The sequence below is a fragment of the Lampropedia aestuarii genome, from assembly GCF_004803635.1.
Classification (GTDB): Bacteria; Pseudomonadota; Gammaproteobacteria; order Burkholderiales; family Burkholderiaceae_C; genus Lampropedia; species Lampropedia aestuarii.
Genome location: NZ_SSWX01000024.1, coordinates 26,952 through 49,038, shown reverse-complemented (window position 1 = coordinate 49,038; position 22,087 = coordinate 26,952). Strand labels below are relative to the sequence as shown.

Sequence of the window (22,087 nt, the reverse complement as noted above, 5' to 3'; positions counted from 1 at the left end):
TGCCCGTTTTGCACCGACGCATGTCTGAGCGGCAACAGGCGCCTAGCACTGCTTTTTTTTGGGCCTTGCGCGGCTGCGCGGAGATGTTGAAAAGGCTCTTAGTACGCCCAGCGCTTGGCTTAGGTAATCTGTCTTGCCAGGGCTTGCAGTTGCGGCGCAACCTCGCGGCGCAGCCAATCGACATTCAGGCTGCGGCCCTGGAAGGTGCAGCTTATGGCGGCCACATCAACGCGGTCAATGCGCCCCAGTGGTACGGCCACGGCCTGTACGTCAGGCACAATTTCGCCGACGGCCGTGCAGCAGCCGTATTGCGGATAGTCCTGCAAGTTCTCCTGCGTTTTCTTGCCGTATTGGCGCCACTGGCCGGGTTCCTTGATCTTGATCTGATTGATCAATGATTCGCGCACGGCCGGGGTGCAGCCCAGCAGGTAGGCCCGGCCGATCGAGGTTCCCAGCAAAGGGTGGGTGCTGCCCACGTCATGGGCGTAGACAATGCCGCCGCCGGTGCGAATCACCTCGATATAGACCATCGAGAAACGGTCGCGCACCCCAATCGAGACATTGCAGTTGAGTGACTTGGCCATTTTGAGCATCAATGGCCTGGCGCTGCGGCGGATCGTGAATTGCGCCAGTAACGGGTAACCCATCGACAAGGTGGCAGCACCCAGTTGGTATTTGCCGTAGTACTCAGTGGCCGTGAGGTAGCCCAGACACAACAGCGTATAGCTCAGCCGCGACACCGTGGCTTTGGGCAGGTTGAGCATTTTGGCCATCTCGCTGTTGCCCAGAACAGGGCGTTCTGGCGTAAAGCAATGCAGCAGCTCCAGCCCGCGCGCCAGTGTGGTGGCGAACTGTTTGTCGCCAGCGAATTCCTCTAGCCCAGTGGGCACACGTCTGTTCCAAGTGTTATCCATAAGATTCCGATTATTGATACCAAATATGGAATATCGAAATTTGAAGAGGCCAAGTTTAGCACCGCATCTACACTGATTTCAAGCCTAAATAAAGGGCGTAATCAGGAGACAAAACAATGGATGCGGGAGCATTTTTCAGGCGCACTAAAGCCCACGTACATAGCAGCTGCAGGTTTGCTCAGCCATGCCTAGGCAAGGCGCCAAGGGCTGTAAGGCGCAAGGGGGGCGTGCAATGATTCAGGTCGACCAAGCAAGCATCGATGCCTATACGGCCAAAGGTTGGTGGGGCCACGCCACCTTGGGTGAGATTTTCCTGGACATGGCAGCGCGCCAACCAGCGGCTTTTGCCGTTGCTGATGCACCCAATCGGCCCGCTCTTTTTGGCGGTAAGGTCAAGCACTGGAGCTGGGCTGAGTTGCGCCAGCAAACTGGCGCGCTGTGTGCGTTGTTTGATGCGCAGGGCTTGCACAAGGACGATGTCCTCGTGGTGCAGCTGCCCAATAGCGTTGAGTTGCACGCGCTGTACCTGGCCTGCGCCATCATGGGCGTCATGGTTTCACCCGTGCCGATGCAGTACCGGGCGCATGAGCTGGAGTACGTGACCCAGGCGACCCAGGCCAAAGGACTGATTAGCACGCAGCGACTGGGTAGCTATCTGGCTGCTGAAGCCATTCAGGCCATGCAGGCCAATATGCCGTCGCTGCAATGGATTTGGGCCTACGTCGACGGCTCGGACGTGCCTTTGCCAGCAGGTGTTGGCGTGCTGGATCAGCTCGTTGCAGATACTGTGCCATGGACTGAACAACAGATGCGTGCGCACATGCAGCGTATCGGTTTGACGGCCAATGATGTGTTCACGATCTGTTGGACCTCTGGCACAGAGGCTCGTGCCAAAGGCGTGCCGCGCAGCCACAACCAATGGCTGGTGATGGGCGAAAGTGTCATCGATGCAGCCCAGCTGCCGCATGGCACGCAGATGGTGATTCCGTTTCCGTTTGTCAACATGGCGGGCATTTCCACCAGCTTGGTGGCCTGGCTGATGACGGGTGGCGGTCTCTACCACCACCATCCGTTTGATCTTCAGGTGTTCTTGCAGCAATTGCAAGAGCACCGCGTTGACTATACGGTGGCTGCCCCAGCGGTGCTGAGCATGCTGCTCAAAAGTCCGGAGCTGCTAGAAGGCGTGGATTTGCAGCGACTCACGCGTGTAGGCTCTGGCGGAGGGCCGGTCGCGCCGTGGTTGTTTGAGCAGTTTGCCCAGCGCTTTGGCATTGAAGTCATCAATTATTTTGGCTCCAATGAAGGCGCCTCCCTGGCCTCGACACCGCAGGACATGCCAGACCAGCAGCAGCGCGCCAACTTCTTCCCACGCATTGGCGTAGCAGGCCTGCAGTGGCAGAGTCTGACTGCCCAAAAAATAGCCACGCGACTGGTTGATCTGGAAACCGGCAAGGACATCAGCGCAAGCGGTCAAGTGGGCGAGTTGCGCTTTAAGGGACCGATGATTTTTTCTGGCTACTACAACAGCCCGCAAGTGACAGCCCAGGCTTTTGATGAGCAAGGCTATTACCGCAGTGGCGATTTGTTTGAGATTGCCGGCGAGCGCCAGCAGTTCTACCGTTTTGCTGGACGACACAAAGACATTGTGGTGCGCGGCGGCATGAATATCTCTTGTGAAGAGGTCGAAAACCTGTTGCTCTCACATCCGAAGGTGCGTGAAGTGGCAGTGATTGGCTGGCCTGATGAGATTCTGGGTGAGCGGGTGTGCGCGGTCGTGGTGCCCAGAAATGCGGCCCAGCCGGTATCACTTGAGGAGCTGGTGGCTTTTTTAAAAACCGTTGGCAAGGTGGCCGCCTTCAAGCTGCCTGAGCGCCTGGAGCTGGTTGATGCGCTGCCGCGCAACCCGGTGGGCAAGGTGCTCAAACGCGTCTTGCGCGAGGAGGTTCAGGGCGCTGCTGCACAGGCATAAGCCTGGCGCGCGCTGGATCACTGTCTGCATGAAATTGAGAACAACGGAGACGAAACAACATGACACAAGCCACTTATATTTTGGGCGGTTACCAAAGCGATTTTGCCAAGGCCTGGTCGCGCCAAGGCCAAGACATCTCTGACATGGTGCGCGAGGCCACTGCGCAGGCGCTGGAAGCGACCCAGGTCGCGGCCAGTGAGGTGCAAAGCATCCATGTCGGCAATGCTTTTGGAGAGCTGCAGCGCCAGCAGGCGCATCTGGGCTCGATGGTGGCGCAGATGGTGCCCGAGTTGGATGGCGTGGCCGCGATGCGCCATGAAGGTGCTTGCGCCTCCTCATCCCTGGGGGTGCTCAGCGCGATGGCCGAAATTGAGTCAGGCCGCTATGACTGCGTGCTGGTGCTGGGGGTTGAGGAGTTCAAAAATACCTCGGGTCACGAGGCCTCGCGCAATCAGAATGCCGCTTCGTGGCAAGGCCATGAAGGCATTGACTGCCAGTTCATGTGGCCCGCTGCATTTGGCGTGGTCGCTGCTGAATATGAGCGGCGCTATGGCCTGGATCGGCGCTACCTCAACCGCATTGCCGAGCTGAACTACGGCCATGCCAAGCTCAACCCGCTGGCGCAGACGCGCAACTGGCAATTCAACGAGTTGAGTTTTACCGATGACGACGAGGCCAACCCATTGATTGAGCCGGGCACGCGCCGCCAGGACTGTGGTCAGGTGACCGATGGGGCAGTGGCGGTGATTTTGGCCTCGGAACGTTTTGCCAGGGGCTATGCCGAGCGCAATGGCAAGACGCTGGCAGACCTGGCGCGCATCTCGGGCTGGGGCCACCACAATACTTATTTGCGGCTGCAAGACAAGTTGGCGGCCAGCCAGGGGGCGGAGTATGTATTCCCGCATTTGCGCCAGACCATTGTCGATGCATGGCTGCGTGCAGGTATTAGTGGCACTGAAGACCTCAGTGGCATTGAGACACATGACTGTTTCACCACCACCGAGTATGTGGCCATTGACCACTTTGGCCTGACGCCACCCGGTCAAAGCTGGCAGGCGGTGGCAGATGGCAGCATTGACCGCGATGGCCGCTGCCCGATCAATATGAGCGGCGGCCTGATTGGCTGTGGCCACCCCGTTGGTGCGACAGGCGTGCGCATGCTGCTTGACTGCGCTCGCCAGGTCACTGGGCAAGCTGGGGCGATGCAGATTCCCGGTGCGCAGCGCATGCAAACCCTCAATATCGGCGGCTCGTTTGCCACGGTGGTGAGTTTTGTGGTCGAGCGCGCAGAAGGAGACTGAGATGACAGATTTAGCAGAGCAGCTGGTCAACACCACGCTGCAACAGGGCATCTACCACATCGAGCTGAACCGCCCCGCTGCTGGCAATGCAGCCAACCTGGCGATGGCAGAGCAATTATTGGCTGCCGTGCAGGCGCTCAGCACCACAGCTGGCGTGCGTGTGGTGCTTGTCAGTGCAGCCGGCCGTGCCTTCATGGCAGGTGGTGATTTGAAGGTTTTGCAAGGCGATCCGGCGGTGCTCAAGCAAGTGCTGGGCATGGTCAATCAAACCATTTTGCTGCTCAGCGAGTGCGAGCTGCCGATTGTGTGTGCGGTGCAGGGCCTTGCCGCAGGTGGTGGCCTGGGCTTGGCGCTGGCTGCGGACTTCCTGATCGCTGCGGAGGATGTCCGCTTGAGCGTCGGTGCGCCGGCCATTGGTCTCTCGCCAGATGCGGGCGTGAGCTGGCAATTGGCACGTTGGGTGGGGATGCGCAAAGCCATGGACATGGCACTGCTGTGTACCAGCTTGGATGGCCAGGCGGCGCTGGCTTGCGGGCTGGTGTCGCAGCTCGTTCCCAAGGCGCAGTTGATGGAGGCAGCCTGGCAGTGCGCAATGCAATTGGCAGCTGGCTCACAACAGGCCTTGAGGCATACCAAGCGCTTATTGCGCGCGTCCTTGCAAAGCGATCTGCCCAGTCAGTTGCAGCTGGAAGAGGCGGCCTTTGCCGATTGCGCGGCAGGGCCGGACTTTGCCGAAGGCCTGGCTGCTTTGATGGACAAACGCAAGCCGCAATTTGTTTGAGCACACGCTTGGCAAGCGGGCAGGCCGAGCCAAGTTGTTGGTGGAAATTTTTTATCGTTTTTTTCAATAAGTTTCGTATCGCAGAACATATCGCACTAAAAAAACGATATGAAGATTATCATGCGACACAAATGATCGATGACGCATGGCGGTGACGCACCAGACCATGGGCAATAAAACAAGGATCAGGAGACATGAAAAAGTATTGTGAACGCCTCAGCTGGGGGCTTGCGAATGCATTGCAGGCCTGTCTTGTGCATGGCTTGGATGGCGCCGCTGCGCAGGCCAAGGCGGCGCTATGAGTGCGTTGTTTAGCCTGCAGCAGCGCACGGCCATGGTGACTGGCGCCTCTGATGGACTGGGCGCGCGCTTTGTCCAGGTTCTGGCTCAAGCGGGCGCACGCGTGGTGTTGGCCGCTCGCAGACAAGATGCGCTTGAGCTGCAAGTGCAGCAACTGCGCAGTCAAGGCGTGGAAGCCTATGCAGTGGCCATGGATGTGTCCAGTCCAGCCAGCGTAGAGGCCGCCTTTCAACGCCTGGATGCCATGGGCGTGCGCATTGATGTGCTGATCAACAACGCGGGCCAGGCCCGCTCCATCAGTTGGCTGGATACCAGTGAGGCCGATTGGCAGGCCATGCTGGAAGTCAACTTGCTGGGCGCTGACCGTGTTGCACGGGCCGTATGCAGCCGTTTGGTCAAGGCCGGAGAGCCTGGCCGTGTGGTGAATATTGCCTCAGTGCTAGGTATTACACAGCAGCCGTTCACGGCCGCTTATGGAACGGCCAAGGCCGCTTTGCTCCAGCTCACACGCAAGATGGCAGTGGAGTTGGCCGCACACCAGATTCAGGTCAATGCGATTGCGCCGGGGCTGTTCCATACCGCGATGGTGGATGCCTATGTGCAATCGGGCAGTGGCAAGAAGTATGTGGCGGCGACTTTGTCCAAGCGTGCAGGCAACCTGGATGAGCTGGATGGGGCTTTGCTGTTTTTGGCCAGTGCGGCTTCGGCTTATGTGACGGGTGTTGTCATTCCTGTAGATGGTGGCAACCATCTGCGTGGCCTATAGCACCCACAAATTAACAACCGTTTCGTTGATGGAAATAGCAAGGGCTTGCATAGGCAGGTGGGCGCCAGCGTGCTTGGCAGAGATTGACCACGTGTGGTTTGCTTGATTCTTGTGGCCACCTCGACAGGCTTGTTTTTGCCGTTTTGCCTACTTTGGATGGTATTCCTGAGTAGCCATTTTTAGTTGGTTCAATAAGAGAAGTGATTGGGATTGCATATGACGACGAAAATCGTAAGAGAGTTGCCAAACCATATTCAGGCAGGTGACCACCCGTATCTGCAGAACGCCTGGACACCGTTGCGCCAGGAGGTTGATGCGGTCGGGTTGCGCGTGCTTGAAGGCCATATTCCCACTGATCTTGACGGGGTCTATTTGCGCAATACGCAAAACCCGATTTTTCCGGCCATGGACCGCTACCACCCGTTTGATGGTGACGGCATGCTGCACATGGTGTCGTTTCGTGATGGCCAGGTCGCTTACCGCAACCGTCTGATCGAGACCAAAGGCCTGCAGGCCGAAATGGAGCACGGCGGGCGGCTATGGGCTGGTTTGATGGAGGACCCTGCGTTGTCCAAGCGCCCAGGCTGGGGCGCGCACGGCAGCATCAAAGACGCCTCCAGCACCGACGTGGTCGTGCATGCAGGCAAGGCGCTGACCACCTATTACCAATGCGGTGAGGGTTACCGGCTCGATCCGCAAACCCTGGACCAGCAAGGCATTCCGCCGTGGTCGCCGCTGGACGGCATTTCAGCGCATTGCAAGGTCGATGAGAGCAATGGCGAGCTGCTGTTTTTTAATTACTCGCAATATGCGCCCTATATGCACTACGGCGTGGTCGATCGCCATGACCGCCTGGTGCATTACGTGCCGGTGCCGTTGCCTGGGCCACGCCTGCCGCATGACATGGCCTTTACCGAGAACTACGCGATTCTCAACGACTTCCCATTGTTCTGGGATGAGCAGCTGCTCAAGCAGGGCAGGCATGTGGTGCGTTTTCACCGCGACATGCCCTCGCGTTTTGCAATCATCCCGCGTCGAGGCAAGACTGAAGAGATTCGCTGGTTTGAGGCCGCGCCAACCTTCGTCTTGCACTTTCTCAATGCCTATGAAGAGGGCGATGAGATTGTGCTCGATGGCTATTTCCAGGACGAGCCCATGCCCCGCAATTTCGAGGGCGCACCCAAAGGCTACGAACGCATGATGTCCTATTTGGACCAGTACAAGATGGGCACGCGTTTGCACCGTTGGCGCTTTAACTTGCGCACCGGCCAAACCAGCGAGCAGCGGCTGGATGAACGCGTGCTGGAGTTCGGCATGATCAACCAGCGCTACGCCGCCAAGCACTATCGCTATGCCTACAGCGCCGTTCAGGTGCCTGGATTGTTTTTGTTCAATGGCTATGTGAAGCACGATCTGGTCACTGGCGAGTCCTGGCAAATTGCTTTGCCAGAAGGCCAGTTTGCCAGCGAGGCACCGTTTGCGCCCAGGCTGAATGCCCAAAGTGAGGACGATGGTTATTTGGTGTCGTTCATCACCAATGAGACCACCCAGCGTTCTGAGGTGGTCTTGATCGATGCCTTGCGTTTCAGTGACGGACCGATTTGCCGCATTGAACTGCCCCACAAACTGTGCAGCGGCACGCACTCCTGCTGGGCCAATGGTGAGGACCTGCGAGACGGTGTCCTGTCGTGAGCGCGCTGCGGTGTTGTGCGGCAGTTTTTTTAATTCATTGGTTCAATAAGAATAGGTAAATGACAAATGTCCACTCTTTCCCTGTCTGATTCGCTGCGGGTTCCGGTTTTTTCCGCCCCGATGTTTTTGATCTCCGGACCAGAGTTGGTGCTGGCTGCGTGCCGAGCAGGCATCGTCGGAGCCTTTCCCACGCCTAACGCCAGACCCATTGCGCAGCTCGATGCGTGGATGAAACAGATCACCGAAGGGGTGGCGGCCGCGCGCGACGAATTGGGCGCTAAGCGCGTCGGTCCCTGGTGTGCCAACTTGGTCACACACTCCTCTAATACGCGGCTGGCTGAAGACTTGGAACTGGTGGCCAAATACCAACCTCCAGTTGTGGTCACTGCACTGGGCAGCCCTAAGCCGGCCATTGAAGTCGTGCACCGCTATGGCGGGCAGGTGTTTGCTGACGTGATCTCCATTGGTCTTGCCAAGAAGGCCGTGGCCGCTGGTGCTGATGGCCTGGCCTGCATTTGTGCAGGTGCAGGTGGGCACACGGGTTTTCTCTCGCCATTTGCTTTCATCAGCGCGGTGCGTGAGTTTTTTAGTGGCCCGATTGTGGTGGGCGGCGGAATCAGCGATGGCTGGGGCGTGGCCGGTGCGATTGCCGCAGGGGCCGACTATGTGTATATGGGCACGCGTTTTATTCCGGCTGCTGAAAGCATGGCGCCGGATGCTTACAAACAAATGCTGGTTGAGGGCACGGTCGACGACCTGATCGTCAGTGCCGGCATTACCGGCACACCGGCGAGCTGGCTCAAGCCTTCACTTTTGGCTAATGGCATTGATCCAGACAATATGCCCAGCGCACCTACGCGCCAATATGACAGCAACCAGTCCAGTGCTGGCAAGAAGTGGGTCGATGTCTGGGCCGCAGGCCAAGGCATTGGAGCGATTCGCGCAGTCGAGCCCGTCTCCCATATTGTTGACGACATCGCCTCGGAATACGCAGCCGCAATGCGCCGTTTGCGCGGTCAAAATTATTTGGCTTAAATCGCTTGGGCACAAGGTGATTGCGATGCAATGGACGATGCTGTTGATGCTCTCGTGGACGGTGCTGGCACTGGTCTGGCTGGGCGAGCTGTTGCGCCAGTCAAGCAAGACCGGCTGGTACTACCCGTTGCTGCCATTGGCGGTGGGTTTGGCTTATTGGCTCAAGCCCGAGCTGCCGGTGCTGCCTGAATGGCTGGCCGCTGGGCTTTTCCTGTGGGGCGCGTTGACCCTCGTGTGGCTGATCAGTCTGGTCAAACGCGATGCCAGCATCATGGACATTGCCTATGGCCTGCTGCTGACAGCCTTGCCTTGGTGGGCCTGGCAGCACAGCGGTGCAAATCCTCAGGCCTTGCCACTATTGTTGCTGAGCAGCATCGGCTTTGGCCGTTATTCGCTCTACATACTGTGGCGCAATCTGCCGCATGGTGAAGACGCCCGATATGCACGCTGGCGTCAGCGCTCAGGCCGCAAATGGTGGTGGTGGAGTTATTTCCAGGTCTTCTTGCTGCAAGCAGTGGTGATGTGGATCTGGGCTTATCCGCTGGTGGTGGCGGTTACGCAACCCCAGCCGCTGGGCGGGTGGGCCATCGCAGGGGCTGTGGTGTGGCTCATTGGCTTTGTGTTTGAGGCCGTTGGCGACTGGCAGCTTGCGCAATTCAAGCGCCGCCGCAGTAGTTCTGCGCAATTGCTCGATACCGGACTGTGGGGGCTGACACGCCATCCCAATTACTTTGGCCAAGCCGCGATGTGGTGCGGCTATGGACTGGTGGCGATGGCCTCGCCGTATGGCTGGCTCAGTGTGCTGCCCATCGCCTATGTGGTCTGGTTCATGTACACGGGCTCTGCGACATCCCTGATGGAGCGCCACATGCAGAAAACAAAGCCCGGCTATGCCGACTATTGCAAACGCACTCCCGCATTTTTTCCAAGGATTAAATCATGACTCAAGCACTTATTATCGATGCGGTGCGCAGCCCGCGTGGACGCGGCAATGACAAGGGCGCGCTCAAAGACATCAAGCCGGTGGATCTGCTCGCACAGCAACTGCAGGCATTGCAGGCGCGCACTGGCATCGACACCGCTCAGGTGTGCGATGGCCTGTTTGGCTGCGTAAGCCAAGTGGCTGAACAAGGCGCCAATATTGGCAAACTTGCTCTGGTGCGGGCCGGCTGGAGCGATGCTGTCTCTGGCATGAGCCTGAACCGTTACTGCGCCTCGGGCCTGACGGCGGTGCAGTTGGCTGCAGCCCAGGCACTGGCCAATGATGCACTGGCGGTGGCCGGCGGCATTGAGATGATGTCACGTGTGCCGATGGCCAGCGACAAGGGACCCCTCACGCATGATCTGGAGTTCCAGCACCAGACTTCGTTGGTGCCTATTGGCATTGCCGCTGACACCATTGCCAGCCTTGAAGGCTTTACGCGCCAGCAGTGCGATGCCTATGCTTTGGCATCGCAGCAGCGTGCGGTGGCTGCGCGCGAGGCGGGCCATTTTCGCTCTGTGGTTGCGGTCAAGAATGCCGCTGGCGACACCGTGCTGGCGCAGGATGAGACGCCACGTGCAGGCACCAGCCTGGAGAGCCTGTCTGCACTCGCGCCTGCCTTTGCCGAGATGGGACAAAAATACGGCATTGATGCGCTGATGTGCAAGCAATACGGCCTGGATGCGATTGCGCATGTGCAGCATGCAGGCAATTCGCCCACGATGGCCGATGGCGCTGCTGCCGTGTTGCTGGCCAGCCCTGCTGCTGTAGAGCGACTGGGCCTGACACCGCGCGCGCGCATTCTGGCCAGCGCCGATGCCTCGGGCGACCATGTGCTGGCCCTGACCGCCGCAGTCGATGCGACCCAAAAAGCACTGCAGCGCGCCGGTTTGACGGTGGATGACATCGATGTGTTTGAGGTCAACGAGTCGTTTGCGGCGCTGATGCTGCACTACATGAAGCACCTGAACGTGCCGCACGAGAAGCTCAATGTCAACGGCGGTGCCATCGCACTGGGACACGCGATGGGCTCGACCGGGAGTGCGCTGGTGGGCATGGCACTTGATGAGTTGGAGCGCCGCCAGCTGCGCCGTGCGGTGGTGGCCATTTGCGGTGCTGCAGGGGTTGCCGTGGCGATGGTCATTGAGCGTTTTGGAGCCCACTGAATGGCCGTGCAGCAGACCGAGCCCGATCTGAACCTGGTGCGGGATGCGCTCTCCAGCAGCACTCTCAGCCATGGTCTGAAACTGATTGGCGACTATCGGACCTCCCAAGTCATATTTGGGGCCTTTCTTGGCCAGCGCCGCTTTGACGACTGGCTCAGTCGCTACAACATCCCGCGCCATACGCTGGCTGCGCGACTCAAAAGCCTGGTGCAGATGGAGGTGCTCAGGCCGCGTCTGTACCAAGAGCGCCCGATGCGATATGCCTACCACCTGACGGCCAAAGGCATGGCTTTGTACGACTCGGTCTTGATGATCTGGGATTGGGAGCAGCGCTTTGGTGAGCGCCAGGCGGTGCTGCCTGCGCGTTTGCTGCACCGCCAATGCGGCCATGCCTGCCATCCTGAGCTGGCGTGCACAAGCTGCGGCGAGCGCACGACGATGCACCAGTTGGACTATGCGCTGCAGCCCAATTCCAGACTGTTGCATGACGGCGGTGAGGCCATGCGCACACCGCGCCTGCGCACAAGTGCAGGAGAAGGAGAAGGCTTTGCACTGGGCTTGCGCGTGGATCGCTGGAGTTTGTTGATCATCGCTGCGATCACTTTGGGCTGTCACCATTTTGACCAACTCAGCCATGTGCTGCGCATCGCACCGGGCGTGCTCAGCAAGCGCCTGGCCAGCATGGTGGATTCGCATTTTCTTGTTTGCGCTGCCGATCGCGAAGATGCGCGCCGCAAACGCTATGCGCTGACGCCAGCCAGCCGCGGTTTGTTTGGCTACATCGTCTGCCTGGCAACCTGGTCGGGGGGGCAGCATTTTCACGAGCCCAGTTCGATTCAACCCAGGCATAAAGCCTGTGGCCATGCATTTGTGCCGCAGGTCACATGCAGCCATTGCCATCAGCCACTGCGGCCTTGGGATGTGGCGTTTGAGACACCAGCAGGAGAGACCCCATGACTGAAGACTTGCAGGTTTTTGCCCAGCTCACTGTCAACGGCATTTCCGTTGGAGCGATTTATGCGCTGGTGGCGTTAGGCGTGGTGCTGATTTACAAGGCCACCGAGGTGCTGAACTTTGCACACGGTGATTTTCTGGTGATTGCTGCCTTTTCGGCCTGGGGCCTGATCTCTGTGGTTGGGCTGCCATTCTGGCTGGCAGTGTTCATCACGCTCGCTATTACAGCCGTGCTCGCTTATGGACTTGATGCGTTGGTGATTCGCCGCATTGCTGGCCAGCCCCAGTTTGCAGGGGTGATGCTGACCATCGCGCTGGCGTTCATGATTCGCGGCCTGGTCAGCATGGTCTTTGGGCCTGAGTCGCGCAACTACCCAACGCCCTGGACCAATGGCACGACCAGCATTGGTGGTTTGCAAATTGCCGATTTGCAGCTGGTGATTCTGGGGATGGCGATGGCCGTGACAGTGCTGCTGTATGTGTTCTTTCGCCATACCCGGCTTGGCATTGCCATGCAAGCGGCTTCGCAAAATCAACTGGCCGCTTACCTCAACGGCGTGCGTGTCAAACGGGTGAACTCGCTGGTGTGGGCATTGGCTGGAGCCATTGCTGCGCTGGCCGGTGTGCTGCTGGCGCCTATCACCTTGGTTGATACCTCGCTGTGGCTGGTTACCTTGAAGGCGTTGGCGGCCTTGGTGCTGGGTGGTTTTGGCAGCATTCCTGGCGCCATTCTGGGCGGTCTGTTAATTGGCCTGATCGAGCAGTACGCGGGAGTCTACATGCCGCAGGGCAGCAAGGACATCGTGGCTTATTTGGCGCTGATTCTTGTGCTGATCTTCAGGCCGCAGGGACTGCTGGGTGAAGCGCATGGACGGCGTGTGTGAGCACAAGAGACCAAGGAATTAATCATGCGATTTGACTACCACACCCGATACCGCGATAGCTTCAAACTGCTGGCGCACCCCCATGAGAAGCTGCTCTACGGCACGTTGGTCGCAGCGCTGGTGCTGCTGCCGCTGGTGGCCAGCAGCTTTGTCCTGGGCGAGCTGTCTTATGTGTTCATTCTCTGCATTGCCAGTCTGGGTTTGATGCTGCTGACCGGTTTCACTGGCCAGGTGTCACTAGGGCATGCGGCATTTGTGGCCATTGGCGCTTATGCCAATGCGTGGCTGATGTCCAAGGGCGTGCCACTGCCGCTGTCGATCTTGTTGGCGGGCCTGATTACGGGCGCGGCAGGCTTGTTGCTGGGCATTCCCGCAATCCGAGTCTCGGGTCTGTATCTGGCAATGGTGACCATGGCCTTTGCAATCATTGTCGAGCAGCTGATCGGCCATTGGGGCTCGGTGACCGGGGGCTTTACCGGCTTGGCCGTAGAGCCTGCACGCATTGGCTCATGGTCACTGGCTTCGCCCAAAGCGTTTTACTACCTGTGCCTGCTGGTGCTGGTGGTGGTGCTTTTGGGGCTGCTCAATATGCTGCGCTCGGCCATTGGTCGCGCGTTCATGGGGGTGCGAGATTCAGAGGCAGCGGCCTATTCGTTGGGCATCCATGTGCGTGCTGTGAAGGTGGCTGCGTTTGCGATCTCAGCCGGCATTACCGGTGTGGCGGGGGCGCTGATCGCCTACCACCTGCAATACCTCACGCCTGACGGCTTTACCTTGCTGCTGTCGCTGGAGCTGGTGCTGATGGTAGTCATTGGCGGTCTTGGCAGTCTGCGTGGTGCGATTTTTGGTGCGGTGCTCATCAGCATGTTGCCAGTGGCCATTTCCCGCATCAAGCCTTGGTTGCCAGCGCAGATGGCGACGCAATTTGGTCTTGAAATTTTTATTTTTGGTTTGGTGCTGGCGCTGTTCGTGTTGTTCGAGCCCGGCGGCCTCAATGGCCGTTGGCTGAAGTTGCGTGCGCTGCTGCAGTCGTTTCCGCTGTACCGCCGTGACACCTTCAAGCGCCAGAAACGTTATATGAAGTCGGAGCGTTATCGATGAGCCCTACAGCCAACTCTAACCCTTTGATGCAGGTGCGCGATTTGTCGCTGACGTTTGGTGGTGTGCGCGCCATTGCCGGTCTGAACCTGGATGTACATGTGGGCGAAGTGCTTGCCATCATTGGCCCCAATGGTGCAGGTAAAACCTCGACCTTGAATGCCATTACTCGGGTGTTTGATGTCTCAGGCGGTGCCATTGTGTTCAAGGGGCAAGACCTGGCCCATGTGCCCAGGCAGCGCATTGCCCAGTATGGCATTGCCCGCACCTTTCAGAACATTGAGCTGTTTGATGCGGCCACTGTGATGGACAACCTGCTGCTGGGTCGCCATCGCTTTGGCCATGGCCAGTGGTGGCAGCAGATTCTGCGCACTCCTGCGGTGACGCGCCTGGAGGAGGCTGCGCGCGCCGAGGCCGAGGCGGTGATCGAGTTCCTCGATCTGTCAGCCTGGCGCCATGCGGTTGTCGCCAGTCTGCCTTATGGCGTTCGCAAGGTGGTGGAACTCGGGCGTGCACTGTGCACGCAGCCTGAGCTCTTGTTCTTGGACGAACCGGCCTCTGGCCTGAACCCGGAAGAGACGCGCGAGCTGGCATTCTGGATTGATGACATCCGCTGCGATCTGGGCATCACCGTGGTGATGGTGGAGCACGACATGTCGCTGGTCAGTGCCGTGGCCGACCGTGTGATCTGCATGGCGCAAGGCGCGGTGCTCTCCGAAGGCACGCCTGCTCAGGTGCAAAGCGACCCCGCCGTGATCGCGGCCTACCTTGGCACCTGAATAGAAAGACCGCCATGAGTGCATTGCTTGAAGTGAACAATTTGGAGACCTGGTACGGGCCCATTGTGGCCATACAGGGGGTGAATATTCAGGTCCAATCCGGTCGCATTGTGGCCGTGCTGGGGGCCAATGGTGCAGGCAAGACGACGCTGCTCAATACGATTGCCGGCGTGATCGACCCTTTCAAGGGCGAGGTGAAGTTTTCTGGTCAAACCGTCAGCCGTTTGGATGCTGATGAGGTGTGCCGCCGAGGCCTGGTGCTGGTGCCAGAGGGGCGCCAGGTATTCCCGTTTCTCTCGGTGCAGGACAACCTGGCGATGGGCGCTTACACACGCCGGGACCGCGATGGCGTGCAGCGTGATCTGGAGCGCATCTACAGCTGGTTTCCTCGTCTGAAGGAGCGCATGCAGCAGCACGCAGGCTTGCTGTCCGGTGGGGAGCAGCAAATGGTGGCCATTGGCCGCGCTTACATGGCCAAGCCGCAATTGCTGATGCTGGACGAGCCTTCGCTGGGCTTGTCGCCACTGCTGACCAAGGAAATTTTTTCCATTATCTGCCGTATCCGTGACGAGACCGGAACGGCGATTTTGGTGGTCGAGCAAAACGCCGCGATCGCGCTCTCGCATGCTGACGACGGCTACATCATGGAATTGGGGCGTGTTGTCGCGGCTGATAGTTGCGAGGTCTTGTCCCAAAAAGCCGATGTGCAGGCCTCTTATCTGGGCGGCGGCACGCATACCGGTGCCAGCGGCACCACGCAGCGTTGGAAGCGGAGAAAAACATGGCGTTAAATTCTTTCCCTCAGGTGCAGCAACAAGACACGCCTGCCCGGCTGTTTCGTCTGCGTTGTCAGCAATGGAGTGACTTGCCTGCGCTGCGCCACAAACGCCGCGGTTTGTGGCAAAGCATCAGCTGGGCCGAGTATTACCGCAGCGCCCGTGCGATTGGCTTGGTGTTGCAGTCAGCAGGGCTGGTGCGTGGCGCAGTGGTGTGTGTACTGGCCGAGAACCGGCCCGAATGGCTGTATGTCGACATGGCCGCGCAGTGCATGGGGTTTGTGGGCAATGGCATCTATCCAACCTCGTCGGCCGACCAAGTGCTCTACATCCTGCAAAACAGTGGCGCGCAAGCCGTGTTTGTCGAAAACCAGGAGCAGCTGGAAAAAGTGCTGGCGGTGCGCGCGCAATGCCCCGCGTTGCGCACTATTGTGGTGATGGAGCGCGATGGTCTGCGCGACTTTGCTGACCCGCAGGTGCGCTTTTTCGATGACGTATTGCAGGAGGGTTTGCAGCGCGGCCACGACGCCAGCCAAGCGCTTGCGTTTGAGCAGGCCATTGATGCGGGCCGTGCGCAAGATATTGCATTTTTGGTATACACCTCAGGCACCACTGGAGACCCCAAAGGGGCAATGATTTTGTGCCGCAATGTGATGTTCCAGCTCACACAGGCGCCGCAGTACCTGGATGTGGGGGTGGGCGACAAATCGCTGTCGTTTTTGCCGCTTTGCCATATCGCCGAGCGCATGTCGACGGTCTTTAATCCGCTGGCTTTGGGCGTGATCGTGCATTTTCCTGAGAACGCTGGCACGGTCACCAATGACCTGCGCGAGGTGGCTCCGCATATGCTGTTTGCGCCGCCGCGCTTCTGGGAAAAAATGTATTCGCAAATTGATTTGTTCATGCGCGATGCCATTCCTGCCGCACGCTGGGCCTATGCCAAAGCGCGCGAAAGCGCAGCCCAGTTGGTTGAGGCGCAGCTCAGCCAGCAAGCAGCGCCCGCACAAGGCCTAGCCACCCAAGCGCTGCGCTGGGCAACACTGCGCAATATCAAGATTTTCTTGGGTTTGCAGAATGTGCGCAGCGCCATTACTGGCGCTGCACCTGTGCCGGCAGAACTGATTCGCTGGTTTTTGGTTTGCGGTATCGAACTGCGCGAAGCCTATGGCATGACCGAAACCTGCGGTTTTTGCGCAGCCACACCCAAAGGCGGTATTCGGCTGGGCTGGGCCGGTGTGCCTTCGCCTGGCACTGAGATGCGCATTGGCGCTGAGGGTGAAATCCAAATTCGCGGCCCCAATGTATTTGGTGGTTACTGGAATTTGCCAGAGCAAACGGCTGACACTGTCGATGCCCAAGGCTGGCTGCGCACTGGCGATTGTGGCGAGCTCGATGGCAACGGCTACCTGGCCATTCGCGACCGCCTCAAAGACATTTTGATCACCTCGGGCGGCAAGAACATCACGCCAAGCCATATTGAAAGCTTGTTGAAGTTCAGCCCCTATATCACTGACTCGGTGGTGATTGGCGATGGCCGCAACTACCTGACCTGTCTGATCATGCTTGATCAGGAGCATGTCGCCAGGCATGCGCAAGAGCAGCAAATTCCCTACACCGACTACACCAGCCTGGCCCGCGCACCAGCAATTGCGGCCTTGATCCGCAGCGAGGTCGACCGCGTCAACCAGCAGCTCGCGCGTGTCGAGCAAATCAAAGACTTCCGCATCATCGACATGCTGCTGACCGCAGAAGACGAAGAGCTCACGCCCACGATGAAGCTCAAGCGCAAGGTGATTGCACGTAAATACGCAGGGCTGATTGACAGCATGTACAGCACTGCAAAACCGGTTCCTGTCGTTGCATAAAACCATTATTCAAGGAGACAAACATGCAATTGAATCGCCGCCATCTGATGGCGCTTACCCTTGCCCTGGCATTTAGCAGCGCGCACGCCAATGGCGTGAGCGACAAGGAAATTGTGCTGGGCACGCACCTGGATTTGTCAGGGCCAACCGCGACTGGCTCAGCGATGCTGCGCAATGCGATGCAAATGCGCATTGACGAGGCGAATGCGACCGGCATTCACGGTCGCAAACTGCGGCTGGTAACCGAGGACAACGGCAGCCAGCCGCAGATGGCAGTGCGCGCTGTGCAAAAGATGATCCGCAGCGACCAGGTATTTGCACTGGTCAATCCATTCGGCTCTGGCACGAATGCGGCCACAGTCAAGATGGCCACTGATGCAGGTGTCGTGGTGTTTGCGCCCTGGGCCGCATCGGCGGTGATTCAGCGCGTCTCGGGCAATAGCCCATTGCTGTTCACCACGATTCAAAACTACGACACAACCACCGCAGCGGGCCTGGACTGGGCGATTAACAACTGGGGGGTCAAGCGCATTGGTGTGATTTATCAGGAAGGTCCGCTCGGTGAGTTGATGCGCGCTGGCATCAACACAGCCATGCAGAAAAACAATCTGACAGTCGCTGCTGAGGCTGCCTACAAAGTGGGTGATATCGATTTCTCTTCGCAGGTGGCCAGAATGCGCGCGGCCAATGTGGATTTGATTTTCTCTGGCACCGTGATTCGGGAAACCGTCGGTGTGATGTCCGAGGTCAAGAAACTCAACTGGAGCGACGTCAAGGTATTAACGGGTATTCCAGGGCGCAGCAGCATCGTCACCAATTTGGGCAAGGACACCGTCGAAGGACTGTATGGAATCGGGGGCTGGAAGCTCCATGATCCAAACAATGCCAGCGACCCCGAGGCCAAGCAATTCTTTGCCGATTACAGACAGCAATTTGGCCATGAGGCGGATGAAAACGCCGCCAACGCGTATTCCTACATGGGCTGGTTTATTGATGGCCTACAGGCAGCAGGCCCTGATTTGACGGCTCAGACATTCTCAGAGGCCATGAAGAATGTCTTCCACCAAGACTTCACAACGTATGCAAAACAAAGCTGGGCGAATAACCATGTCACGCCTGAACTGGTGTCCATTGACCAGGCACAAAACGGCCAATGGGTGCAAATCGCCAGTCCTACTGGCAATGAGTGAGTGGGTTTGAAGCTTATGAAATGGTCTTTGTGAAATGGTTGTGATTGTTTGATTGAAGAAACAAAAAGGAGACGGTAATGGCAGTTTTGAAGAATATGCGCACGCTTGCATTAGCCTCTGTGCCCTTGTTATTGGGCACCGGTGCTGTGGCCCAGACATCGCCAAGCTCGGTGCAACTATATGGTGTACTCGATGTGGCCTTGACGTATGTGAACAATGTCGGCCCAACCGGCCACTCACTCACGCGCATGAGCTCGGTGACAGGCGGCTATATGCCATCGCGGCTTGGCGTGCGTGGCTCGGAGGATTTGGGCGGTGGACTGAGCACGGTGTTCAATTTAGAGCAAGGGATTGCTCTGACTACCGGCGCGCTGCAGCAAGGCGGCAGGGGTTTTGGTCGTTTGGCCTATGTGGGCTTGTCATCCAAAGAGTGGGGCACGGTGACGTTTGGACGGCAGTGGTCGATGCTGTTTTTCTCTTTGCTAGGCTCTGACGTGATGGGCCCAGCCGTGATGGGCTTTGGCTCCCTGGACCATTATTTGGGCAATGCGCGCATCGACAATGGCGTTGGTTATCAAGGTAAATTCAATAATTTCACGCTGGGCGCAACATACAGCTTTGGCCGCGATACGCTCAATATTCCAGGCCATCCAGCGGCCACTGGTTGTCCAGGGAAAATAGAGGGCGATTCAAAATCTTGTCGCGCCTGGTCGCTGCTTGGTAAATACGATAGTCCTGCGTGGGGTGTGGCTGTTGCCGCTGATCAAATCTATGGGGGTGCCGGTGCTCAGAATGGCTTGAATTCATCCAGCTTAAAAGACACACGTATCACCTTAAACGGGTATTACAAAATGGGGGCCATAAAAGTTGCCGGTGGGGTGGTGAATCGAGATAACGATGGCAATCAGATCCAACCTAAAAGCAACCTGTACTTTTTGGGCGTCAGCTATCCCTTTACCCCACAGTGGGTAGTGGATGCCCAGGTTGGACATTTGCAGTATAAAAACTCACCCACTGGCGACAAGGCCACCACCGCGATTGCGCGTGTTGGTTACCATCTGTCTAAAAGAACGACCTTGTTTGCTTTGGTCGGCCACACGAAAAACAGTGGCTTATTGAATATCTCGGTGGATGCAGGCTCTGCGGGCGGTCTGCCAATGCCAGGCAAAGGTCAAACGAGTTTTGCAACAGGGATTCGGCACGCTTTTTAAGAAAGAGGTGTCGATTGGCGCTCAAGCTGCGCGTACTGCCTTGACTCAAGCCGCCTCCCAGCTGCGCGCTTGACATGGGCGGCTTCCGGGAGGCTCTTTGGCTTAAGCAGGCTGCGGCACGCCGATGGCTTCTATTCGGCTCAGTGCCGCAGAGGCTCCGCCCAAACGGGTCGCAAGATGCTGGGCGCGTTTGAGGTACAAGTGGGCATCATGCTCCCAGGTGAAACCAATCGCGCCATGCACTTGCACTGCAGTGCGGCTCGCTTGCAAGGCCGCTTCGATAGCGGAAAACTCTGCGACTGCGCAGGCCAGCGGCTGGTCAGGCAGGTCGCTGTCCAGCGCAGCTGCAGCGTACATGGCGGCTAAGCGCGCATTGTCGGTTGCCATCCACACATTGGCCAACTGGTGCTTGATGGCCTGGTAGCTGCCTATGAGTTTGCCAAACTGTGCCCGCTCTTTGGCATAGGCACTGCTCATGCTCAGCGCCGCTTGTGCGACCCCCACTAATTCACTGGCTTGCATCAGGCGGTAAGTGGCGCGTATACGCTGGCGCTGCTCTGGGCTGATGTCGATCTGGTGCCATTGCGTTGGCAGGCTGGGCGCAGCGCCCAGTGACAGCGTCGTGTCCAGCGCTGGCAGCGGTGTGAGCGCTGAGGCCGCAACGAATGCCAGTTGCAGTGGGCCAGCATCGTCGTACAGGCCTTGTACATGCAGAAAATCGCTGCACTGGGCGGCATAATCCCAGCTGGTTTCTTGCTGTGTAATGCAATGCACGGCACGCTCGCCTTGCACGATGGCCTGCAAGGCTTGGTGCAGTTCTGTCGGGGCTTGCGTGCCTGCGGCTTGGTGCAGCATGGCCAGCAAAACGGCAGAGCTGGCCCAGGGCAGATTCAACAGGTAGTGGCCTGAGAGCTCAGCGATGATGCTGGCTTCCAGCACGCCTAAATTGCAGCCGCCATGCTCTTCAGGCACGAGCATCGAGGTCCAGCCCATATTGGCCATGTCTCTCCACAGGCTGCGCTGGCTTGGATCCTGCCACGGCAGGGCGCGGCGAGCGCGGCTGCAGGGATGGGTGTCAGCGAGAAAACGCTGAGCGGCTTCGTGCAGCATTTGCTGCTCTTCATTGAGTGCGAAATCCATATCGATGTACCTGGACTTTAGGACTTTGGCATTCCAAGCATATGCTCGGCCAAGATGTTGCGCTGTACCTCAGAGGTGCCAGCAAGAATGGTTTCTGCACGAGTCCAGAGGTAATCGCGCACCCATAGCGCAGCGCTTGCATCGCTGCCTTCAGGGCTTTGCAAAGCGCGCTCTTGCAGCAACTCCATGGCGGTATTCATGAGCTTTTGGTGGGCTTCACTCCAATGCAGTTTGGTTGAGGAGCCTTCTGCGCCAGGTGGGCCCTTGTGCAGTGCTTGCGTGAGCGCGCGATAGCCTTTGAGCCGCAAAATATGGCTGTCAACCACCAGCTGCGCCAGTTGTCTGCGCAGGTGCGGGTCTGCCGAAGCGTTGTGGTAGGCCGCGCTGGGTGTGGCCGCGGCCAAATCGCTCAGGGCCTGCACTTCTTGCGCAAAGCGCACCAGGCGGGGGATGAAGTAGGTGCCGCGCTCAAAGCTGGCTGCCGCCATGGCCAAGCGCCAGCCTTCGTTTTCCTGGCCGACCAGGGCATCTAGTGGAACCTGTACGTCTTCGAAAAAGACCTCGTTAAAGTCGATCTCACCGGTGATCTGGCGAATTGGCGCGACACGCACGCCGGGGCTTTTCATGTCGACCAAGAAAAAGCTAATGCCTTTGTGGCGCTGGCTATTGCTGTCGGTGCGCGCCAGTACAAAGCAGTAGTCGGCAATATGCGCAAACGAGGTCCAGATTTTGTGGCCGTTGAGCAGGTAATGGTCGCCCCGCTTTTCGGCTCGGGTGCTGAGGCTGGCCAGATCGGAGCCTGAGCCCGGCTCAGAATAGCCTTGGCACCAAATCGCACGGTTGCTGAGAATGCCGGGCAGGTAGCGTTTTTTTTGCGCATCGCTGGCAAAGTGAATCAGCGTTGGGGCCAGAATGCCGTGCCCGATGATGTTCACCCCCAAGGGCGCACCAATGCGCGCCTGCTCTTCATGGAAGATGGCCTGGCGTGTCAAGGGCCATTCTTTGCCGCCCAAATCGGCCGGCCAACCCAAGCCGGACCAGCCTGCTTCGCAGACATAGTCTTCCCAGGCGCGGCGCCACACGAGGTCATTGGGGGCTGGTGTGCCTGGCCAATTGCTGACAAAGCGCGGGTAATGCGTCTCGAACCATTGGCGCAGTGTCAGGCGGAATGTTTCGTCTTCGGCTGAGTAGCCCACTTGCATAGTGTGTAGTCCTGTTTCGTTCTTCTATGGGAGCAACAAGCCAGCACCCATGTATGCGCAATGCAGCATGGGCGCTGAAGGC

The 22,087-nt window shown here is 58.3% G+C and carries 19 protein-coding genes; 16 read left to right on the top strand and 3 right to left on the bottom strand.

Annotated elements, in window-relative coordinates:
- Positions 1-119: 119 nt before the first annotated feature.
- Positions 120-914: an IclR family transcriptional regulator gene (locus E8K88_RS15305; protein ID WP_136407546.1), complete on the bottom strand. Its 795-nt coding sequence runs from the start codon at positions 912-914 to the stop codon at positions 120-122.
- 232 nt (positions 915-1,146) lie between these two features.
- On the opposite strand from E8K88_RS15305, the gene E8K88_RS15300 reads away from it, so the two are divergent.
- From E8K88_RS15300 to E8K88_RS15225, 16 genes are all read left to right on the top strand, one after another.
- Complete coding sequence (locus tag E8K88_RS15300; protein ID WP_136407545.1) at positions 1,147-2,883, top strand: class I adenylate-forming enzyme family protein; 1,737 nt, start codon at positions 1,147-1,149, stop codon at positions 2,881-2,883.
- A gap of 59 nt (positions 2,884-2,942) precedes the next feature.
- Complete coding sequence (locus E8K88_RS15295) at positions 2,943-4,184, top strand: acetyl-CoA acetyltransferase (protein ID WP_136407544.1); 1,242 nt, start codon at positions 2,943-2,945, stop codon at positions 4,182-4,184.
- Position 4,185: 1 nt separating this feature from the next.
- Positions 4,186-4,965 (top strand): enoyl-CoA hydratase/isomerase family protein, encoded by a 780-nt coding sequence (locus E8K88_RS15290; RefSeq protein WP_136407543.1) that lies wholly within the window; start codon positions 4,186-4,188, stop codon positions 4,963-4,965.
- Between the two features lie 298 nt (positions 4,966-5,263).
- Positions 5,264-6,031 carry an SDR family NAD(P)-dependent oxidoreductase gene (locus tag E8K88_RS15285; protein ID WP_136407542.1) on the top strand — a complete coding sequence of 256 codons (768 nt, stop codon included), beginning with the start codon at positions 5,264-5,266 and terminating at the stop codon, positions 6,029-6,031.
- Positions 6,032-6,247: 216 nt separating this feature from the next.
- Positions 6,248-7,723, top strand: a complete 1,476-nt coding sequence (locus E8K88_RS15280) for a carotenoid oxygenase family protein (protein WP_136407541.1) — start codon at positions 6,248-6,250, stop codon at positions 7,721-7,723.
- A gap of 66 nt (positions 7,724-7,789) precedes the next feature.
- The gene (locus E8K88_RS15275; RefSeq protein WP_136407540.1) at positions 7,790-8,758 is read left to right on the top strand and encodes an NAD(P)H-dependent flavin oxidoreductase; all 969 of its coding nucleotides are present in this window, start codon (positions 7,790-7,792) and stop codon (positions 8,756-8,758) included.
- Between the two features lie 25 nt (positions 8,759-8,783).
- Positions 8,784-9,701 (top strand): DUF1295 domain-containing protein, encoded by a 918-nt coding sequence (locus tag E8K88_RS15270; RefSeq protein WP_168797355.1) that lies wholly within the window; start codon positions 8,784-8,786, stop codon positions 9,699-9,701.
- Entirely contained in the window at positions 9,698-10,906 is a 1,209-nt protein-coding gene (locus E8K88_RS15265) for an acetyl-CoA C-acyltransferase (protein WP_136407538.1), read from the top strand. The genes E8K88_RS15270 and E8K88_RS15265 overlap by 4 nt, the downstream gene beginning before the upstream one ends.
- The gene (locus tag E8K88_RS15260) at positions 10,907-11,863 is read left to right on the top strand and encodes a winged helix-turn-helix transcriptional regulator (RefSeq protein ID WP_136407537.1); all 957 of its coding nucleotides are present in this window, start codon (positions 10,907-10,909) and stop codon (positions 11,861-11,863) included.
- Positions 11,860-12,744: a branched-chain amino acid ABC transporter permease gene (locus E8K88_RS15255; protein WP_240754558.1), complete on the top strand. Its 885-nt coding sequence runs from the start codon at positions 11,860-11,862 to the stop codon at positions 12,742-12,744. Before E8K88_RS15260 ends, E8K88_RS15255 begins: the two co-directional genes overlap by 4 nt.
- 24 nt (positions 12,745-12,768) lie before the next feature.
- Positions 12,769-13,845: a branched-chain amino acid ABC transporter permease gene (locus tag E8K88_RS15250; protein WP_136407536.1), complete on the top strand. Its 1,077-nt coding sequence runs from the start codon at positions 12,769-12,771 to the stop codon at positions 13,843-13,845.
- Positions 13,842-14,621: an ABC transporter ATP-binding protein gene (locus E8K88_RS15245; protein ID WP_205880100.1), complete on the top strand. Its 780-nt coding sequence runs from the start codon at positions 13,842-13,844 to the stop codon at positions 14,619-14,621. Before E8K88_RS15250 ends, E8K88_RS15245 begins: the two co-directional genes overlap by 4 nt.
- 14 nt (positions 14,622-14,635) lie before the next feature.
- Entirely contained in the window at positions 14,636-15,412 is a 777-nt protein-coding gene (locus tag E8K88_RS15240) for an ABC transporter ATP-binding protein (protein WP_136407535.1), read from the top strand.
- Positions 15,403-17,262, top strand: a complete 1,860-nt coding sequence (locus E8K88_RS15235) for an AMP-dependent synthetase/ligase (RefSeq protein ID WP_136407534.1) — start codon at positions 15,403-15,405, stop codon at positions 17,260-17,262. The genes E8K88_RS15240 and E8K88_RS15235 overlap by 10 nt, the downstream gene beginning before the upstream one ends.
- 23 nt (positions 17,263-17,285) lie before the next feature.
- Positions 17,286-18,452: an ABC transporter substrate-binding protein gene (locus tag E8K88_RS15230; RefSeq protein WP_136407533.1), complete on the top strand. Its 1,167-nt coding sequence runs from the start codon at positions 17,286-17,288 to the stop codon at positions 18,450-18,452.
- Between the two features lie 95 nt (positions 18,453-18,547).
- The gene (locus tag E8K88_RS15225; protein ID WP_136407556.1) at positions 18,548-19,663 is read left to right on the top strand and encodes a porin; all 1,116 of its coding nucleotides are present in this window, start codon (positions 18,548-18,550) and stop codon (positions 19,661-19,663) included.
- 102 nt (positions 19,664-19,765) lie between these two features.
- Here the strand turns inward: E8K88_RS15225 and E8K88_RS15220 are convergent, their stop codons facing one another.
- Positions 19,766-20,803, bottom strand: coding sequence for an acyl-CoA dehydrogenase family protein (locus tag E8K88_RS15220; protein ID WP_136407532.1), 1,038 nt, complete (start codon positions 20,801-20,803; stop codon positions 19,766-19,768).
- Positions 20,804-20,820: 17 nt separating this feature from the next.
- Positions 20,821-22,005, bottom strand: coding sequence for an acyl-CoA dehydrogenase family protein (locus tag E8K88_RS15215; RefSeq protein ID WP_136407531.1), 1,185 nt, complete (start codon positions 22,003-22,005; stop codon positions 20,821-20,823).
- Between the last annotated feature and the right edge of the window lie 82 nt (positions 22,006-22,087).

Excerpts from the sequence above, each read along its gene's own strand:
- E8K88_RS15235 (WP_136407534.1), top strand. The coding sequence starts at position 15,403 with ATGGCGTTAAATTCTTTCCCTCAGGTGCAGCAACAAGACACGCCTGCC.
- E8K88_RS15295 (WP_136407544.1), top strand. The coding sequence starts at position 2,943 with ATGACACAAGCCACTTATATTTTGGGCGGTTACCAAAGCGATTTTGCC.
- E8K88_RS15245 (WP_205880100.1), top strand. The coding sequence starts at position 13,842 with ATGAGCCCTACAGCCAACTCTAACCCTTTGATGCAGGTGCGCGATTTG.
- E8K88_RS15265 (WP_136407538.1), top strand. The coding sequence starts at position 9,698 with ATGACTCAAGCACTTATTATCGATGCGGTGCGCAGCCCGCGTGGACGC.
- E8K88_RS15220 (WP_136407532.1), bottom strand. The coding sequence starts at position 20,803 with ATGGATTTCGCACTCAATGAAGAGCAGCAAATGCTGCACGAAGCCGCT.
- E8K88_RS15275 (WP_136407540.1), top strand. The coding sequence starts at position 7,790 with ATGTCCACTCTTTCCCTGTCTGATTCGCTGCGGGTTCCGGTTTTTTCC.
- E8K88_RS15240 (WP_136407535.1), top strand. The coding sequence starts at position 14,636 with ATGAGTGCATTGCTTGAAGTGAACAATTTGGAGACCTGGTACGGGCCC.
- E8K88_RS15300 (WP_136407545.1), top strand. The coding sequence starts at position 1,147 with ATGATTCAGGTCGACCAAGCAAGCATCGATGCCTATACGGCCAAAGGT.
- E8K88_RS15270 (WP_168797355.1), top strand. The coding sequence starts at position 8,784 with ATGCAATGGACGATGCTGTTGATGCTCTCGTGGACGGTGCTGGCACTG.
- E8K88_RS15290 (WP_136407543.1), top strand. The coding sequence starts at position 4,186 with ATGACAGATTTAGCAGAGCAGCTGGTCAACACCACGCTGCAACAGGGC.
- E8K88_RS15285 (WP_136407542.1), top strand. The coding sequence starts at position 5,264 with ATGAGTGCGTTGTTTAGCCTGCAGCAGCGCACGGCCATGGTGACTGGC.
- E8K88_RS15255 (WP_240754558.1), top strand. The coding sequence starts at position 11,860 with ATGACTGAAGACTTGCAGGTTTTTGCCCAGCTCACTGTCAACGGCATT.
- E8K88_RS15230 (WP_136407533.1), top strand. The coding sequence starts at position 17,286 with ATGCAATTGAATCGCCGCCATCTGATGGCGCTTACCCTTGCCCTGGCA.
- E8K88_RS15215 (WP_136407531.1), bottom strand. The coding sequence starts at position 22,005 with ATGCAAGTGGGCTACTCAGCCGAAGACGAAACATTCCGCCTGACACTG.
- E8K88_RS15305 (WP_136407546.1), bottom strand. The coding sequence starts at position 914 with ATGGATAACACTTGGAACAGACGTGTGCCCACTGGGCTAGAGGAATTC.
- E8K88_RS15280 (WP_136407541.1), top strand. The coding sequence starts at position 6,248 with ATGACGACGAAAATCGTAAGAGAGTTGCCAAACCATATTCAGGCAGGT.
- E8K88_RS15260 (WP_136407537.1), top strand. The coding sequence starts at position 10,907 with ATGGCCGTGCAGCAGACCGAGCCCGATCTGAACCTGGTGCGGGATGCG.
- E8K88_RS15250 (WP_136407536.1), top strand. The coding sequence starts at position 12,769 with ATGCGATTTGACTACCACACCCGATACCGCGATAGCTTCAAACTGCTG.
- E8K88_RS15225 (WP_136407556.1), top strand. The coding sequence starts at position 18,548 with ATGCGCACGCTTGCATTAGCCTCTGTGCCCTTGTTATTGGGCACCGGT.